Below are 15,215 nucleotides of genomic sequence, written 5' to 3'. Positions count from 1 at the left end.
CGGCCTTCTCCCCGGGGCCGCCACGGTCGGGGCAGCGTGGCTGCCCCGGCCAACTTCGTAATCCGCGCTCCAGCGTCATCGCTGTGCGGGACTACGGCCCAGCAGCAACACCGCAAGGCTGGCCAGCAGCGCGGCAATGGCCGACGTCCACAGTGCACTGGCAAATCCGTGGCTGTAGATCGCCTGTGCGAAGGCCATGTTGCGCGCACTGGTGAAGGTGCCGGTAGCGATCGCATCGGCCATCGACAGTACCTCGCGCGCGGGAACCACAGCCGACAGTGCGTTGCGGATGCCCAGGCTCAAGGCGCTGGACAGCACGGTGAATCCGAGCAGGATGCCGACAAAGCGCGTGGTCGCGCTGATGCCGGAGGCCATGCCGGCCCGCTCGCGCGGTGCCGCGCCGATGATGGCTTTGGATGTCTCGCCATTGAGGATGCCGCCGCCGGCACCGATCACCACCATTGCGACGAATGCCAGCCAGGGCAGATGCTGCCACGCGGCCAGTCCGGCCACGGCATTGCCCGCGGCAGTGATCGACAGCCCGATCGCCAGCACCGCCGGACTGTTCAGATGGCGACCGAGCCGGCGGCCCACGCTGGGAAACAGCAGCATCGCCGCAGCGAACGGGAGCATGCCGGCACCCGCAGCCAGTACGCCCAGGCCGATGCCGTTCTGCAGGTACTGCGGCAGCATCGACGCCATCACCTGTGCGCTGACCGAATAGCCGACCATGGCAATGAGTGCGCCGATGAAACGTGGACTGGCCAGCAGCCCGAGATCGACCATGGGATGTGACCGTGCCCGCTCAACGATGACGAAGGCGGCGGCCATGATGATGGCCAGGCCCAGCCCGCTCAGCGCCGGCGCCGATGACCATCCTTTTGCCAGTCCTTCGACCAGGAAGAACACGATGCCGAAGATGGCAACGCTGAAGGTGATGATGCCGGGCGGGTCGAGCGGGCGGACCGCGCTGTCGGACGACTCGGGTATCCAGCGCAGCGTGCCGTAGCCGAGCAGGCCCAGGAACGGCAGGATCGCAATGAACACCGCGCGCCAGCCCCAGAGCGCGGACAGCAGGCCGCCGATCAGTGGCGAGAGCACCATCATCACGCCCATGGCTGTGCCCCAGAACGCCCATGCAGTGTCTTTGGCGGCCCCCTGGTGGTAGGTGTGGCCGATGATCGACAGCGAGGGCGCCAGCAGGAAAGCAGCACCGATGCCCTGCAGTGCCCGCGCCAGGTAGAGCAGGGTGGCACCGGGCGCCAGTGCACAGAGCAGAGAAGTGAGGGCGAACAGGCTGATGCCGATCAGCAGCACCCGGCGGCGGCCGTAGCGGTCGGCGACAGCACCGGCGGGCAGCAGCAGTGAGGTGAAGGACAGGATGTAGGCACTGATCACCCACTCGATATCGGCGAATCCGGCGTGCAGGTCGCGCGCGATGCTGGGCAGTGCGACCGCCACGGCATTGGTCTCCAGCACGGTCATCGTGCAGCCCAGCGAGGCCACCAGCAGGATCGCGTCAGGCAGCGTGTGCCGTGCAGGCGAAGAGGGAGGGGAGGGCGGCACCGGTCACTCGCACGAAGAGAGGACCGCCATTCCAGCAATGATAGGTGTTTGTTTCATTCTCGGTGTTTTCTGGTTACGTTAGCTTGAACCTAACGAAATGCCGCCCATGGAACGCCGTCACCTGGAGTACTTCGTCACCTTGGCCGAGGAACTGCACTTCGGTCGCGCGGCCCTGCGGCTGGGGATCGCCACTCCCACGCTGAGCGTGCAGATCCAGGACATCGAGCGTCGCCTCGGCACGCGCCTGTTCGACCGCAGCCGGCGCGAAGTGCTGCTGACCTCCGCAGGCGAGGTGTTCCTGGCGGAAGCCCGCGATGTGCTGCGCCGGTTCGAACAGGCCGAAACCCTGGGCCGGCGCGCCGGGCGGGGTGAGATCGGCAAGATCGAGATCGGCTACGTCGGCTCGGCGCTGTATGCCGGTGCGTTGCAGGATCAGCTCAGCCGGTTCCGCAGCCGCTACCCGGGCGTGGAACTGCAGGTAAGCGAATGGCCGATGGGCGAGCTCCCGCAGCTGCTGCAGGAAGGCCGGGTGGATGTGGTGTTCTGCCGGCCTCCGATGGATGTACCCGACAGTTTCGGCGAACACACCCTGGTCGAAGACCAGTTCTGCGTGGCCCTGCCGGAAACCCATCCGCTGGCGCAGGCCCGCGCGCCGGTACAGCCGGCGTCATTGGCCCGGGAAAGCTTCGTCATGCCGGAGCAGCCGGTGGGCGCAATGGAAGTCGGGCGCCGCGGCGGGTTCATTCCACGTATCCGTTCCCAGCCCGGGCATCTGGCGGCGGTGTTGGCCGAGGTGTCGGTCGGCGTTGGTTCGGTGGCGATCGTGCCATCGGTACTGCAACGCACGCTGGTGCTGCCCGGAATGATCTATCTGCCACTGGCCGGCCCCACCATCGTCTCGACCATCGCTGTGCAGTACCGGCGGGCGGAGTCCTCGCCTGTGGTGCGACGGCTGATCGAGCAGGTGAAGGAGACGCCGTGCCGGCGCATCGACATGTTGCCCCTGGCCTGAGCGCCGCGCGGCAGGTGGACGATTGCTACACTTGCGCCACCTGCATTTGCATTCGATGGACATCATGAACAACGGGAACGGTCCGCAGACAGTTCGCTGAGCCGCAACAACGATGCAGACGTTGTTGCGGTGATCATCCCTGCGATGCACGCGAAGTGGATGGATCACCGCCGGATTCACTCTGGGCGGAGACTCCCCATGTTCAATCGACAGGCCCCGCGTTGGGCCCACCCGCTGCCATCGGCCATTGTGCTGATGGCGCCGTTCGACCTCCTGGCCTCGCTGGCCATGGATATCTATCTTCCTGTAGTGCCGGTGATGCCGCGGGCACTGCAGACATCACCGACGGTGGTGCAGCTGACGTTGAGCATCTACCTGCTGGTGCTCGGCCTGGGCCAGTTGCTGTTCGGCCCGTTGTCCGACCGCATCGGGCGGCGGCCGGTCCTGTTGCTGGGGGCGTTGCTGTTCGCGCTTTCGTCGTTTGCGCTGGCCATGTCCAGCAGCGGCGCAGCATTCCTGGCCTGGCGGACCGTACAGGCGGTGGGGGCGTCGGCGGCATTGGTGGCGACCTTTGCCACGGTCCGTGACGTGTATGCCGATACACCCGAAGGTGCGTCGCTGTATGGGCTGTTCGCCTCGATGCTGGCCTTCGTGCCGGCACTGGGACCGATCCTCGGCGCACTGCTGGCAGGCGCGGTTGGCTGGCGCGCGATCTTCGTTCTGCTCGGCGCACTGGGCATGATCGCCGGCATGCGCGCGGTACGGCATTGGCAGGAAACCCGCCCGCGGTGCCATGACGCGTCGCGACCGGCGGTACGACGCATCCTCGGCAGCGGCGCGTTCTGGGTCTACACGCTGGGCTTCAGTGCGGGCATGGGCACGTTCTTCGTGTTCTTCTCGGTCGCGCCCCGGCTGCTGGTCGGGCGCATGCAGTACTCGCCCCTGTCGTTCAGCCTTGCCTTCGCCACGGTGGCGCTGGTGATGATCGTCACGGCGCGGATGGCGCACGTGTGCATTGCCCGCTGGAACGTGCGCGGTACCTTCCTGCGCGGCCTGTGGGTGATGGTGGCCGGGGTGCTGCTGATGGCGTTGGCCGCAGCGTGGCCTCCCTCGTTCATCGCGGTGGTGCTGCCCATGTGGGGCATCGCGGTGGGGCTGGTGATGGTGGTTTCGGTGGCCGCAAGCGGCGCGTTGCGTGATTTCGCCGATGCGTCGGGTACGGCGGTGGCTCTGTACTACGCGGTGCAGAGCCTGATCGTGGCAGGCATCGGCACGCTGGTTACCCTGGTGCTGCCCGGCGATACCGTGTGGCCGCTGGTGGCCTACGGGTTGCTGCTGCCACTTGCCAGCCTGGCAGGTACCGCCGCGCTGCGGCACCGCACATAGCGCTGGATGGCGGGCAAAAAAAGGGGCGGCCGCGAGGCCGCCCCAACCCGTCAAGAGAACACGTGTTTAGAAGCGGACGGACCAGCGTGCAGTGGCGCCATGGTCGCGGCTTTCACTGCCGAACTGACCGCTGTAGCCCAGCTCCAGCTGCTGCCGCGGGGTCAGCCACGCCGCCAGGCCCAGCTCGGCCACGACGGCGTTGTCGGCAATCGGAGCACCCTCGACCGCGAACGTGGTGCTGCTGTTGGCAAAGGCGAGGTTGGCCACCTGGCTGCGGTCGCCGGAGGCACGGCGGTAGCCGACACCGCCACGCAGGTGCAACCAGCTGTCCTGCTGGAACGATGCCTTCAGACCCTTGTCGAAGCGGAGACCAGCGGTGGCGATGGTGGTGCCGGTGTCGTCCACCTTGCCGTGCAGTGCCGCCGCGCCGCCACGCTCGTTGATCTGCTTCAGGTCCACTTCCACGCGGGCGACCTGCAGGTACGGCTCCAGCCCACCTTCCGCATTGCCGAAACGGTAGCCCGCTTCGATGAAGGCCTGGCGTGTATGTGCGTTGTAGCGCGCGCTCAGGCTGTCGCTGAAGCCTGCGAAGGCAACATCACGCGTGCTCTTCACTTCATTGCGGCTCCATGCCACGCCACCGCGCAGGCCGAACCCGCCCCAGGTGTGGCTGGCGTAGGCGCCGAAGTGCGTGTTGTCGATCTTCGACTTGGCACGACGCTCCTGCTGCTTCACGTCGGTGCGGCCGGTACCGGCCAGCACGCCGATCTGCCAGCCACCGAACTCGCGGTCGATGCCGACCAGCAGGCCATTGCTGTTGGCGTCAGTGCGCGCGGTGTTGCTGTTGCCATCCAGCTTGCTGTTGCCGCCCAGCGCCTGCACCCAGGCACCGGTGGCATCACCCGTATCGGATCCCGGTGCGGCTGCACCGGCACGGCGTGACAGTGCGGCATCGCGCACATGGCGGCTGCCCTCGACCAGGGCCAGTGCCGTGGCCGGATGCAGCTCGCCGCTGAGGCCATCGAGCACGCCGCCGACCTGTTGCGGGAAGAGTTGGGTCAGCGGCTTGGGCAGGCCCTGGTTGATCGCCAGTCCATCGGCCGCCGCCGCGGCCGCACGCTGGTTCGGCGTGGCGGCGGCACTGGCGAGCGACGCACCACGGGCCACGTCGATGCGGGTGCCATTGGCACCGTAAGCCAGGCTGAACTGCAGGAACGGCGAGAACGCGCTGAAGTCGGTTTTCGCGAACTGGCCGCTGACACCGCCGTCGGCGCGGATGAAACTGAACTGCTCGCCGAGGTAGTAGGTACCCGGCTCCGGCAGTGCGACCAGGGTGCCGCCGAGGGTGGCGGTGCCGGTCACGTGCAGCTGGTCACTGCGCCCGCCCGGAGCAAGTTCGGCAGCATAGACGCCGGTTGCACCCTGTACGTAGTTGCCGTTGATGGTCAGCGTGCCGATCGAATTGCCGGGCGCGATGATGCCGTCGACGTGGGTGCTGCCGAGCGTACCGACACCCTTCAGCAGGCCGTTGGCACCGACCGTGGTGGTGCCGCCGGTCTGCGTGCCGTTGAAGGACACCACGCCACCGTTGACGGTCAGGTTGCTGTCCTTCAGCAGGCCGCTGCTGCTGACCGTGCTCACGCCCCCGGTGGTGTTCAGCGCGGTGGAGACCAGGCTGCCATTGAGCAGGAACTGGCCACCCTGGACCTCGACCGCAGACGTGAGCGTGTTGGCGCCATTCAATTCCAGCGTACCGTCCTGCAGTACCGCGCCGTTGAAAGTGTTGTCACCGCTCAGGCGCAGCCAGCCGATGCCGGACTTGGTCAGCTTGCCGGGGCCACCGATGTCGTTGGTCCAGTCGTCCCAGGCATCGCCTTCCCAGACCTTCAGGCCACCGGCCTTCTGGTTCATCACCACGTTGGTATCCACGCGCAGCGAGCCGTAGCCTTCGATGGCCTTGCGCAGGTCCATCAGGCCCCAGCCATAGACATCATCGATGCCCGGTGCGCCAAGATCGCGCGCGGTGGTCAGCAGTACGTCGCGCACCTGGGCGCTGTCCAGATAAGGGAAGCGTTCGAACAACAGGCCCAGTGCACCGGTGACGTGCGGTGCGGCCATCGAGGTGCCGCTCAGGTTCCCGTAGGCATACGTTGGGGCCTGGCCGGAGACCTCGAGGATCACATTCCCATTGTCCTCGCGGGGGCTGGCATCGATGACCGAATCTTCGCCATAGACGGTCGAATTGATGTTCGAACCAGGCGCGGCCAGGCACCAGTTCGCGGCCAGGCCGCAGCGCATCGAGCGATTGCTCAGCTCCAGCGCCTGGTTGACGTTGACTACGGCCAACCAGTACGGCTCGACGTCAGTGAATTCGCGTGGCATCGATGCATACATGCCCGCGATCGGCGCCTGCTCTGGCGAGGGATTGACCGAGTCGGTGTTTCCCGCAGCCCATACCTGGATCAGGCCGCGGGTACGTGAGCCTTCTGCTATCGCGCCGAGGCTGTCCGCAAGATCCGGATGCGACAGATAGAAGTCGAGCTTCTCGGCAGTGTCCGGTTCGTTGGTCAGGCCCCAACTGTGGTTGACTGCGCGGACGTGCTGTTCGTTGAGCTGTGCGTATAGCTGCGGGAAGATCGAGTCGGAGGCTCCCAGCCCGGCAACCGATTTACTGTCCAGATACAGTCCGCCATTGCGCTCGACGACGGTCAGGTAGTTCACGCTGTTGGCAAACAGGCGGGCCACGGTGAGGTCCGCCCCGAACGCGACGCCGTGCATTCCGTTGCCGTCGCGGTTGGCGGCGATGGTTCCGGATACGTGGGTACCGTGCACGTTGTAGCCCGGGCCCTCGAAGTAGCCGTTGCGATTGAGCAGGTCCCTGTAGGCCGGATCAATGAGGGTGTAATCGATGGCGACCTGATTGCCGTCACTGGTGAAGCAGGCATCCGGGCCGGCAAGTACCTCGCTTCCGCACAGGCTGCCATCGGCCAACACATCGGCCAGACGGAGGCTGCGATGGTTCTTCCCGGCGAACTCCGGATGGTCCAGGCCGGTGCCGCTGTCGAACACACCCAGGCGGATGCCGGTACCGGTCAGGCCCCGCGCATAGGCGTGGTCCGCGTTGGTCGCGGCCAGGCCCCAGTCGGCATTGAATTCGTTCGTACGCCAGCTGGCTGGATCGCCCGGATTGCCGAGGGTCGTCGTGCTGCTGGCCGCCGCTGCGGGGGCTGCAATCGGCAACGGGGTGGTTGCGGACGGGATCGCCGCAGTGGCCGGTTGTGCCCACGCCACCTGCAGTTGGCGCTGTTGTTGCCAGACCTCGAATGAGTCGTTGGCCATGGCGGGCAACGTGCTGGCAAGCAGCAATGTGCTGGTGACCGCCAGTGCGAGGCGGCTGTGCATCGGAGAACGGGAGCGGGACGAACGGCCGTGCAGCGGGTGATTCATCGGACAACTTCCTTGATTGACGGACAACAAGGCCGTTAACCCCGCAGCGCGCCGATCACCCCCAGTGGTGTGAAGGAAATTTAATGAACAGGTTAATGTTCCGTGACGCGCGTGTTCACTCCATCTCCCGGAGACCCCGCTACCGTGGCCCGGCCTGGGCTCACCAGGCCTATCAAGGAGTGATGTCGATGCGTACTTTCAGGAAAATGATCGTGGGTGCCGTGTTCGCCTTGGCCTGCAGCGGTTCGGTTGCTGTGGCCGGGCCGATTCCGCCATGCGATCTTCCCTGTTGGAAGGCTTACCAGGCCTGTTTGTCCGGTGGCGGTGATGCGATGGAATGCCAGTACGAATACGATCGTTGCGTCATGGATCGCTGCGGCGCCGTGTAAGCAGTGGCAATGCAGGACTGATGAAGAGCCCCGTCACCGACGGGGCTCTTCTGTTTCAGCGCAGCCCGCTTGCAGGCCATGCACGCAGCGGCGAGGATGGGGAATCGCATCGGAGCCGCTGCACATGGCCGTCAAACGTGTCGTCGCCAACATCGCCACGCCTGATCCTGCGCGTGCCGCAGTGTTCTATGGCGAGCTGCTGGGCATGCCGGTGGTGATGGACCACGGCTGGATCGTCACCCACGGCGGCGAGGGCAGCGCGCCGGCGCAGGTCAGCTTTGCCAGTGAAGGGGGTTCCGGCACCGCAGTGCCGGATCTGTCGATCGAAGTGGACAATCTGCAGCAGGTACTGGAGCGCATGCGTGCGGCCGGCATCCCGCTGGAATATGGCCCGGTCGATGAGCCCTGGGGCGTGCGTCGCTTCTTCGTCCGTGACCCGTTCGGGCGGTTGTTGAACATCCTCGCCCATACCTGAGCGACAGACGGTTCGTCAGCGCCGCTTGGCACCGGCCGGTGGCACGCCGACCATGCGCAGGCAATTGGCCTGCACGGCTTCGATGAACGCATCGGCATCCTGTGCGGGTATGGCGATCAGGTCGTCGGTAGCGCCGTGCACGCCGGCGTAGATCAACGAGGCGGTAACCTGCGGCGCCGGAAGCTGCCACAGACCGGCGGCGTTGCCCGCTTCGAGGATGCCCAGCAGTTGCTGCTGGATTGCGTTGCGTTCGGCGTTGCCGCGCTGATGATGGTGATGGTTGGCGTACACCACATCGTGCAGTGCATGGGTGCGCACGTAAAGTTCGATGTTGGCGCGGATCCAGGCGCGCAGGCGTGCTACGCCATCGCCTACGGGGTGCTGCTGCACGGCCTGGTCGACCGCTTCCATGAACTGCCGCGTGTAGCGTTGTGCCAGCGCCTGCAGGATCTCGGTGCGCGAGGCGAAGTAGGTATAGAAGGTGCCCTTGGCCACATCAGCCGCGGCGACGATGTCGCTGATGGTGGTGGCGTCCACTCCCTTTGACAGGAACAGTGCCTGCGCGGCGTCCATCAGTTCTTCCTGGCGGGTTTCCGCAGGCTTGGTGCGAGGCCTGGCGACAGCTGGGGTCTGCATGGTGGGCAAGGTCCGGGTGCGACGGTGGCCATTCTAGCTGTCCTTTGGCATTGACTGACCGCCGGTCATTGACCGACGGTCAGTCAGTGGCTACGATGCGCGCACGTCCTCCCCCGGGATCCACCCATGCAGCGTTTCCAACGTCCGGCCCTGGTGTTGGCCGCCTACCTCGGCACATTCCTCGCCTCGCTGGACATCAGCATCGTCAACGTCGCCCTGCCGACCCTGCAGCAGGCGTTGCACACCGACATGGCCGGCCTGCAATGGGTGATCAACGCCTACGCGATCGCGTTGTCGGCGCTGATGCTGTCGGCGGGGCCGCTTGGGGATCGTTACGGTCATCGGCGGATGTGGCTGCTCAGCGTCGCCACCTTCACGCTGGGGTCCCTGCTGTGCGCTTGTGCCGGCAATCTTGTAACTCTGGTGGCCGGGCGCGCAGTGCAGGGCATCGCGGGCGCATTGTTGATTCCCGCCGCAATGCCGATCCTCAGCCACGCGTTTCCCGACCCGCGCCAGCGTGCACGTGCGATCGGTGGCTGGTCCGCGTTCAGTGCGCTGGCCCTGGTGCTGGGCCCGCTGCTGGGCGGCGTGCTGGTGCAGCGCGCCGGATGGCCCAGCATCTTCCTGATCAACCTGCCGTTGGGCCTGCTCGCGCTGGCGCTGGGCGTCTGGGGAATTCCGGAGCGGCGGCATCCGCAGCACGCCGCACTGGACCCCGCCGGGCAGCTGCTCAGCATCGTCGCGCTGGGTGCGCTGAGCTATGGCCTGATCGCGATCGGCGAGCATGGCCTGCTGGCGCCGGTGGCCCTGCTGGCGCTGGGCGTCGCAGCCGCCGGACTGATCCTGTTCGGCATCGTTGAACGCCGGGTCGTACGCCCATTGCTGCCGCTGGACCTGTTTGCCGACCGCCGCTTCGGCATGTTCAACCTGGCATCGTTCGTGCTGGGCTTCACTGCCTATGCCAGCCTGTTCTTCCTGTCGCTGTTCTTCCAGCAGGCGCAGGGCCACAGCGCTGCGCAGGCCGGCTCCCAGCTGGCTCCGCAGTTCCTGTTGATGGGGGTCGTCTCGCTGTTGTTCGGTCGTCTGGTCGTCCACCTCGGGCTGCATGCCGCGCTGGTGCTGGGCTACGCCCTGGCCGGGATAGCGCTGTGCGCGATGGCCACGTTCGAACCGGCTACGTCGCGTGCTTTTGCCAGCGCTGTGCTGGTGCTGCTTGGCATTGGCATGGGGCTGGCAGTGCCGGCGACCGGCATGGCGGTCATGGCCAGCGCGCCGGTCGAGCGCGCGGGTATCGCCTCAGCCACGATGAACGCGTTACGCCAAGCAGGCATGAGCCTGGGCATCGCGCTGCTGGGCAGCTTGATGGGCCGGCGCGCCGTGCAGCACTTCGCCGTTTCCGCGCAGGCGGCCGGGCAGCGGGGGCTGGTGGCACAGGCGCGCGAACTCATCCTGCAACCAAGCTCGATGCACGCCACGCCGCAGACACTGGCGTGGTATCGCAGTGCGATGGCCAGTGGTTTCGGCTGGGCGATGGCTGTGGCCGGTGCGCTGGTCCTGCTTGCTGCGCTGGGTCTGTATCGCCAGCGCGCACCGGCCTGACGCGCAGCGGTCAGCCCTGCTGGCGCTGCGGGCCCTCTGCCGTGCGTTCGATCTCGTGTGGCTGCTGTTGCTGCTGTTGCTGCTGTTGCTGCTGGCGCGCATTGGCGTGGCGAGCGTGCCCACCTTCACGACCGATCGTGGCCATGTGCTGGCGGTTGCGGCTGATCGCCTCGCCGCCCTTGCGGCCTGCGACACGTGCTTCGGCCGGACTGAATTCATGCGCGTTGCCGGAGGCATGTGCGGCACGCCCGCCCTTGGCAGCGATCGCGCGCTGCTTGTCCTGGTCCATTGATGCAAAGCCCCGGTTGGAGCTGCGCGGGTTCTGCTCAGTCATGTGAAATCTCCTGCAGTGTGGACGCCGCCTTCGTAGACGGCAGCATCCATGCTTGGCCATCGCACGCTAAGTCCAGGTCGCCATCTTCGCCACGGTTTTCACGCGCCCTGCGCACGGGGCTGATGGCGCAGCCATTCAGGCGGGTGGCGCAACCCGTAAGCGCTTTCGCTCAACCGAGGTCACCGCCGCTGTTGATAGCATGCGCGACAACGCCACTCGCCTGGCCACCACAGGGACGTAGAACATGAACAGGATTGGAGTGATCGCATTGCTGGCCTGTATCGCCCCCGTCCATGCAGCCAGCCCCCTGTTGTCCGGCAGCTTTGTTCACGTCGGCTATTCGGCCACCGACGAACAGCTGCCAGCCGCGCAATTGCCGCTGTTCCTGGATGAACTGCAGGACCTCGGCAACGACACGATCATCCTCGGTCAGGTGCGTGCCACCCGTGCCGGCGTGGGATGCGCCAGCGGTGTGCAGGATTTCGAATGGATTGCCGGCTTTCCCGGCAAGCTCGGCACCGTGCTCGATGCGGCAGCCGCGCGCGGCATGAAGGTCGTGGTGGGCACCACCTACAGTTCGGGGCAGTGCGCCACCTTCTGGCAGGGCCAGAATGCAACGGCCGTGGCACAGGATGCGGCGCAGTCGCTGGCGCAGTCGCTGGCGCAGCTTGGCCAGCAGTACGGATCGCATCCGGCGTTCGCCGGCTGGTACATCACCGACGAGCCGGCACAGGTGCCGATTGATCGCGCACCGTTCTATCGCGCGATCGTGACGGCGCTCAAAGGCAGTACACCCTCGCGGCCGGTGATGGTGGCACCCTACCTGGCGTCATCCAGCGTGGATCCGGTCAGCGTGGGCCGGGCTGCTGCACAGTTCCGTACAGCCACCGGCGTGGACGTGCAGATCTGGCAGGACGGCATCGGTGCTGCCTCGCATGCCCGATTGTTCCAGTGGGATCGCGCGGGTCATTCCACCGAGGCGTACTACGAGGCGCTGTCGGCGGCGCTGGGTGCCAGCGGCCTGTGGGCCGACATCGAACTGTTCAACCATGGCAGCCCCTTGTTCCTGGAGACCGGCAACGGGCTGTCCGGTGCCTATCGCTCCGCGTCGGTGCAGCGCATCAACCAGCAGTTGTGGAGTGCGCGTTCGGCCGGCAAGCGCGTTGCCTGGCTCAACCAGTACCACATGTCCGAGGTGGTCGGCCCCGGCCAGGGGTATGGCGAATCGCCGCGGATGATGAACACCTATCGCGGGTTGTATGGCCTCGGTGCGTCCTACAGTGTCGATCCGGTGCAGACCACCTACAGCTACAGCACGGCGCCGGACGCAAACTATCCCGACAGCACCGGGCATGAACTGTTCGATCGCCGGGTGGGGGATCCGCGCAACCCGATGGATGCCGGCTGGGTGGGCGTGCACGGCAATGTCAGCATCACCATCGACCTCGGCCAGCGCCGGCGGGTGGACTGGATCGGCCTGCACACGATGACCCGCCCGGCCTGGGGCATCGTCACGCCGACGTCGGTGGAGGTGATGTGCGCTGAGCCGGGCTCTGCCGCAACCCGCATCGGCGTGCTGTCGGCGCCATTCACCCAGGCCGGGCTGAGCGGTTCGACCGAAGAGGAATACGTGCTGGGCAATGCCGCGCCGCTGGCCGCGCAGTGCCGCACGCTCGAGCTGCGGTTGGCCAATGGCAGCTGGACCTTCCTCAGTGAAATCGAGATGGCAGCCGAACAGTAGGTGCCTCAGCGCTGGGGTGTGTCGCGCAGTCGCTGCGCGAACGGCCGCTGCTCAAGCGCCTGCAGTGCGTCGCGCAGCACCTGCTCCAACGACTGTCCAAGATCGGCATCGAGGCTGCGCGCCGCGCGAGCCGTGGCCTGCCACTGCGTCTGCAGCGCCGGCAGCGCCTGCAGTGCGCGCGGGCTCAACTGCAGGATGCGCTCACGGCTGTCTTCACCGACCGCAGCGTGCAGCCAACCGTCGCGCACCATCGCTGAAACCGTCTGGCTGAGTGCCGAATGGCTGAGCCCGCAGGCCAGTGCGAGGTCCTTGATGCGGCAGGGGCCCTGCGCCATCAGCGTGCGCAGCACCGGGGTGTAGCGCGGCCGGTAGTCCAGCTTCAGGTCGCGGTAGGCCTGCTCGACCGCCGGGTCGAGCTGGTCGAGCAGGGCCCGCAGCAGCGTTCCCAGGGAGGCATGTTGGAGATCCATGGTCGCGATGATATATAAGCACTTACATATCATCAACGTGGAGTGCGGTCATGGTGGTTTCGTGGATGCTGGGCGCGCTGCTGGCGGCGTCCTGCCCGGCCCAGGACGCGGTGCTGCAGGCGGCGGCCACGGCGATACAGGCGCAGTACCTGGACGTGGCCGAAGGCGCGCGCATTGCCGAGGTGGTGCGCGGCTGGTCCGCCCAGCAGCGCTATGCGGACAGCTGCGCGGACCCGAAGGTGTTCAGCGCACGCCTGAACCAGGACCTGGACGTGTTCGATGGCCACTTCCATGTCGAGCGGGTGGATGCCAGCGCCGGCCAGGATGACTGGCTGATGGCCTGGCGCGCGGATGCACGCAGCAATGGTGCGGGCGTGCGCGAGGTGCGGGTGCTGGAAGGCAACATCGGCTACCTGCGCCTGAGCACCTTCTATCCGCTCGATCTGGCCCGGCCGAAGCTGGCCGCGGCCTTCACCCTGCTGGCCGACACCGATGGCCTGGTGCTCGATCTGCGCCAGAACGGGGGGGGGGATGACGGCAGTGCGGACCTGCTGGTGCGGACCCTGCTGGCGGCGGAGATCACCCAGGTGCAGTCACTGCAACAACGTGGCCAACGCAGTCCGGTACCGTTGCCACCGGCGAGCCTGGGGCTGTACCTGAAGCCGCTGGTGGTGCTGATCGACCGCCGCACCGGCTCGGCCGCCGAATTCGTCGCGTACTCGCTGCAGGCGCAGGGGCGGGCACGTGTCGTTGGGAGTCGAAGTGGCGGCGCGGCACATATGTTCGATGATCCTGTGCTGCTGCCGGATGGCTATCAGATCAGCATTCCCGACCGGCAGCCGATCAACCTTCGTACCGGAACCAACTGGGAAGGTACCGGGGTCACGCCTGATGCGGCAGGCGGTGACGATCCGCTGTTCGTCGCCCGGCAGCTGCTGGCCCGATCGGCATCGCCAAAATGAACGCACAATTGCAACCGCGCCCTATCGCAGACGACATGCAGCGTGCCTAGAATCGAAGCATCCCGGTAGTTCCCGGGCGCTTCGAGTGAATGGACTCAATGAAGATTCTGTTGACCGGCAGTTCCGGGCGGATCGGGCGTGCGATCTTCGGCGCGCTGGCGGCGGCCCACGAAGTGGTGGGGCTGGATCGCAGCCCATTTGCCACCACCCGCATCATTGCCGATGTCACCGATCGTCAGGCCGTGACGCGGGCGGTGCAGGGGGTCGATGCGGTGATCCATACCGCCGCCCTGCACGCACCTCATGTCGGCCTGGTGCCGGATGCGGTATTCCAGCAGATCAATGTGGAGGCGACCGCACACCTGTTGCAGGCTGCCCGCGAGGCCGGTGCACGCCGCTTCGTGCTGACCAGCACCACGGCGCTGTATGGCCATGCGGTAGTGGCGGGCGGATGCCGCTGGATCGATGAAGATACCGAGCCGTTGCCGCGCACGATCTACCATCGCAGCAAGCTGCAGGCAGAGGCGTTGGCCGAAGCCGCTGCGGCACCGGGCTTCAGCGTGCGCGTGCTGCGCATGGCCCGCTGCTTCCCCGAGCCACCGGAGCGGATGGCGATGTTCCGCCTGCACCGCGGCATCGACGCGCGCGACGTGGCCAGTGCACATGCCGCGCTGCTGCACGATGAGGGCGCTGCCTTCGCACGCTATATTGCCTGCGCACCGACACCGTTCCTGCGCGAGGATTGCCTGGAACTGGCGACCCAGCCCCGCCGGGTGCTGGCCCGCCGCGCCCCGCTGCTGCTGGCCGAGTTCGAGCGCCGCGGCTGGCCGCTGCCGTTGAGCATCGACCGCGTCTACGACAGTGCACTGATGCGCAGCACACTGGGCTGGCAGCCGCGCTTCGGCCCGGACGACGTGCTGCAGCAGTACGCGGCTGGCAGCATCGAGGTGCTGCCTCGGGCGCAGTGGATCAAGGATCGGGTTGCCGAATAGGACGGAACGGGGCGGGTTCCTGACCCGACCCTGAGCAGGTTCAGGAATGTGCAGGCGGAGCGCCTCAACCTCGTTCGCAGGCGGCCGCTAACCCGGTGCGCTTCCTGCGCCGGGCGGGTCCCGGCGGCCGGTGGCCTGCGCGACGGATCGCGCACCTGCGCGGTGCCCTCGCGGCGCCGGTCGTCCTGAACTGCCTTGCGGACCTT

13 protein-coding genes are annotated in these 15,215 nt (G+C 66.7%); 8 read left to right on the top strand and 5 right to left on the bottom strand.

Translation table 11 applies throughout. From position 1 onward, the window contains the following. Positions 1–75: 75 nt before the first annotated feature. Positions 76–1,566, bottom strand: a complete 1,491-nt coding sequence (locus AC5P6E_RS02345; RefSeq protein WP_478407239.1) for an MFS transporter — start codon at positions 1,564–1,566, stop codon at positions 76–78. A 106-nt stretch (positions 1,567–1,672) separates the two neighbouring features. Here AC5P6E_RS02345 and AC5P6E_RS02340 point away from each other — a divergent pair, with 106 nt between their 5' ends. Both AC5P6E_RS02340 and cml read left to right on the top strand, forming a co-directional pair. Beyond that, entirely contained in the window at positions 1,673–2,578 is a 906-nt protein-coding gene (locus AC5P6E_RS02340; RefSeq protein WP_043397606.1) for a LysR family transcriptional regulator, read from the top strand. Between the two features lie 198 nt (positions 2,579–2,776). Next, the gene (gene cml, locus AC5P6E_RS02335; RefSeq protein WP_099559933.1) at positions 2,777–3,964 is read left to right on the top strand and encodes a CmlA/FloR family chloramphenicol efflux MFS transporter; all 1,188 of its coding nucleotides are present in this window, start codon (positions 2,777–2,779) and stop codon (positions 3,962–3,964) included. Between the two features lie 66 nt (positions 3,965–4,030). On the opposite strand, the gene AC5P6E_RS02330 is transcribed toward cml, so the two are convergent. Then, positions 4,031–7,411, bottom strand: a complete 3,381-nt coding sequence (locus AC5P6E_RS02330) for an autotransporter domain-containing protein (RefSeq protein ID WP_495230656.1) — start codon at positions 7,409–7,411, stop codon at positions 4,031–4,033. Positions 7,412–7,599: 188 nt separating this feature from the next. Between AC5P6E_RS02330 and AC5P6E_RS02325 the strand changes: the two genes are divergently transcribed. Both AC5P6E_RS02325 and AC5P6E_RS02320 read left to right on the top strand, forming a co-directional pair. Further along, on the top strand, positions 7,600–7,800 hold the full coding sequence (locus AC5P6E_RS02325) for a hypothetical protein (RefSeq protein WP_029550896.1): 201 nt from the start codon (positions 7,600–7,602) through the stop codon (positions 7,798–7,800). A 124-nt stretch (positions 7,801–7,924) separates the two neighbouring features. Continuing rightward, positions 7,925–8,275 carry a VOC family protein gene (locus AC5P6E_RS02320; RefSeq protein ID WP_495230655.1) on the top strand — a complete coding sequence of 117 codons (351 nt, stop codon included), beginning with the start codon at positions 7,925–7,927 and terminating at the stop codon, positions 8,273–8,275. A 15-nt stretch (positions 8,276–8,290) separates the two neighbouring features. Here AC5P6E_RS02320 and AC5P6E_RS02315 read toward each other — a convergent pair whose 3' ends face one another. Then, on the bottom strand, positions 8,291–8,911 hold the full coding sequence (locus AC5P6E_RS02315; protein ID WP_029550895.1) for a TetR/AcrR family transcriptional regulator: 621 nt from the start codon (positions 8,909–8,911) through the stop codon (positions 8,291–8,293). A gap of 126 nt (positions 8,912–9,037) precedes the next feature. Here AC5P6E_RS02315 and AC5P6E_RS02310 point away from each other — a divergent pair, with 126 nt between their 5' ends. After that, on the top strand, positions 9,038–10,510 hold the full coding sequence (locus AC5P6E_RS02310) for an MFS transporter (RefSeq protein WP_495230653.1): 1,473 nt from the start codon (positions 9,038–9,040) through the stop codon (positions 10,508–10,510). Positions 10,511–10,520: 10 nt separating this feature from the next. Here AC5P6E_RS02310 and AC5P6E_RS02305 read toward each other — a convergent pair whose 3' ends face one another. Beyond that, positions 10,521–10,844: a KGG domain-containing protein gene (locus tag AC5P6E_RS02305; protein ID WP_413409076.1), complete on the bottom strand. Its 324-nt coding sequence runs from the start codon at positions 10,842–10,844 to the stop codon at positions 10,521–10,523. Positions 10,845–11,088: 244 nt separating this feature from the next. Between AC5P6E_RS02305 and AC5P6E_RS02300 the strand changes: the two genes are divergently transcribed. Then, positions 11,089–12,585, top strand: coding sequence for a DUF4434 domain-containing protein (locus AC5P6E_RS02300; protein ID WP_495230652.1), 1,497 nt, complete (start codon positions 11,089–11,091; stop codon positions 12,583–12,585). A gap of 5 nt (positions 12,586–12,590) precedes the next feature. Here AC5P6E_RS02300 and AC5P6E_RS02295 read toward each other — a convergent pair whose 3' ends face one another. Next, positions 12,591–13,055: a MarR family winged helix-turn-helix transcriptional regulator gene (locus tag AC5P6E_RS02295; RefSeq protein WP_049452889.1), complete on the bottom strand. Its 465-nt coding sequence runs from the start codon at positions 13,053–13,055 to the stop codon at positions 12,591–12,593. A gap of 50 nt (positions 13,056–13,105) precedes the next feature. On the opposite strand from AC5P6E_RS02295, the gene AC5P6E_RS02290 reads away from it, so the two are divergent. Together AC5P6E_RS02290 and AC5P6E_RS02285 are read left to right on the top strand one after the other, a co-directional pair. Then, positions 13,106–14,017 carry a S41 family peptidase gene (locus AC5P6E_RS02290; RefSeq protein ID WP_495230651.1) on the top strand — a complete coding sequence of 304 codons (912 nt, stop codon included), beginning with the start codon at positions 13,106–13,108 and terminating at the stop codon, positions 14,015–14,017. 98 nt (positions 14,018–14,115) lie between these two features. After that, positions 14,116–15,009 (top strand): NAD-dependent epimerase/dehydratase family protein, encoded by an 894-nt coding sequence (locus AC5P6E_RS02285; RefSeq protein WP_049480185.1) that lies wholly within the window; start codon positions 14,116–14,118, stop codon positions 15,007–15,009. The last annotated feature ends 206 nt before the right edge of the window (positions 15,010–15,215 follow it).

This window comes from Stenotrophomonas sp. YJH_SMC_16 (genome assembly GCF_059367875.1).
This window is presented reverse-complemented; position numbering and strand designations above follow the sequence as displayed.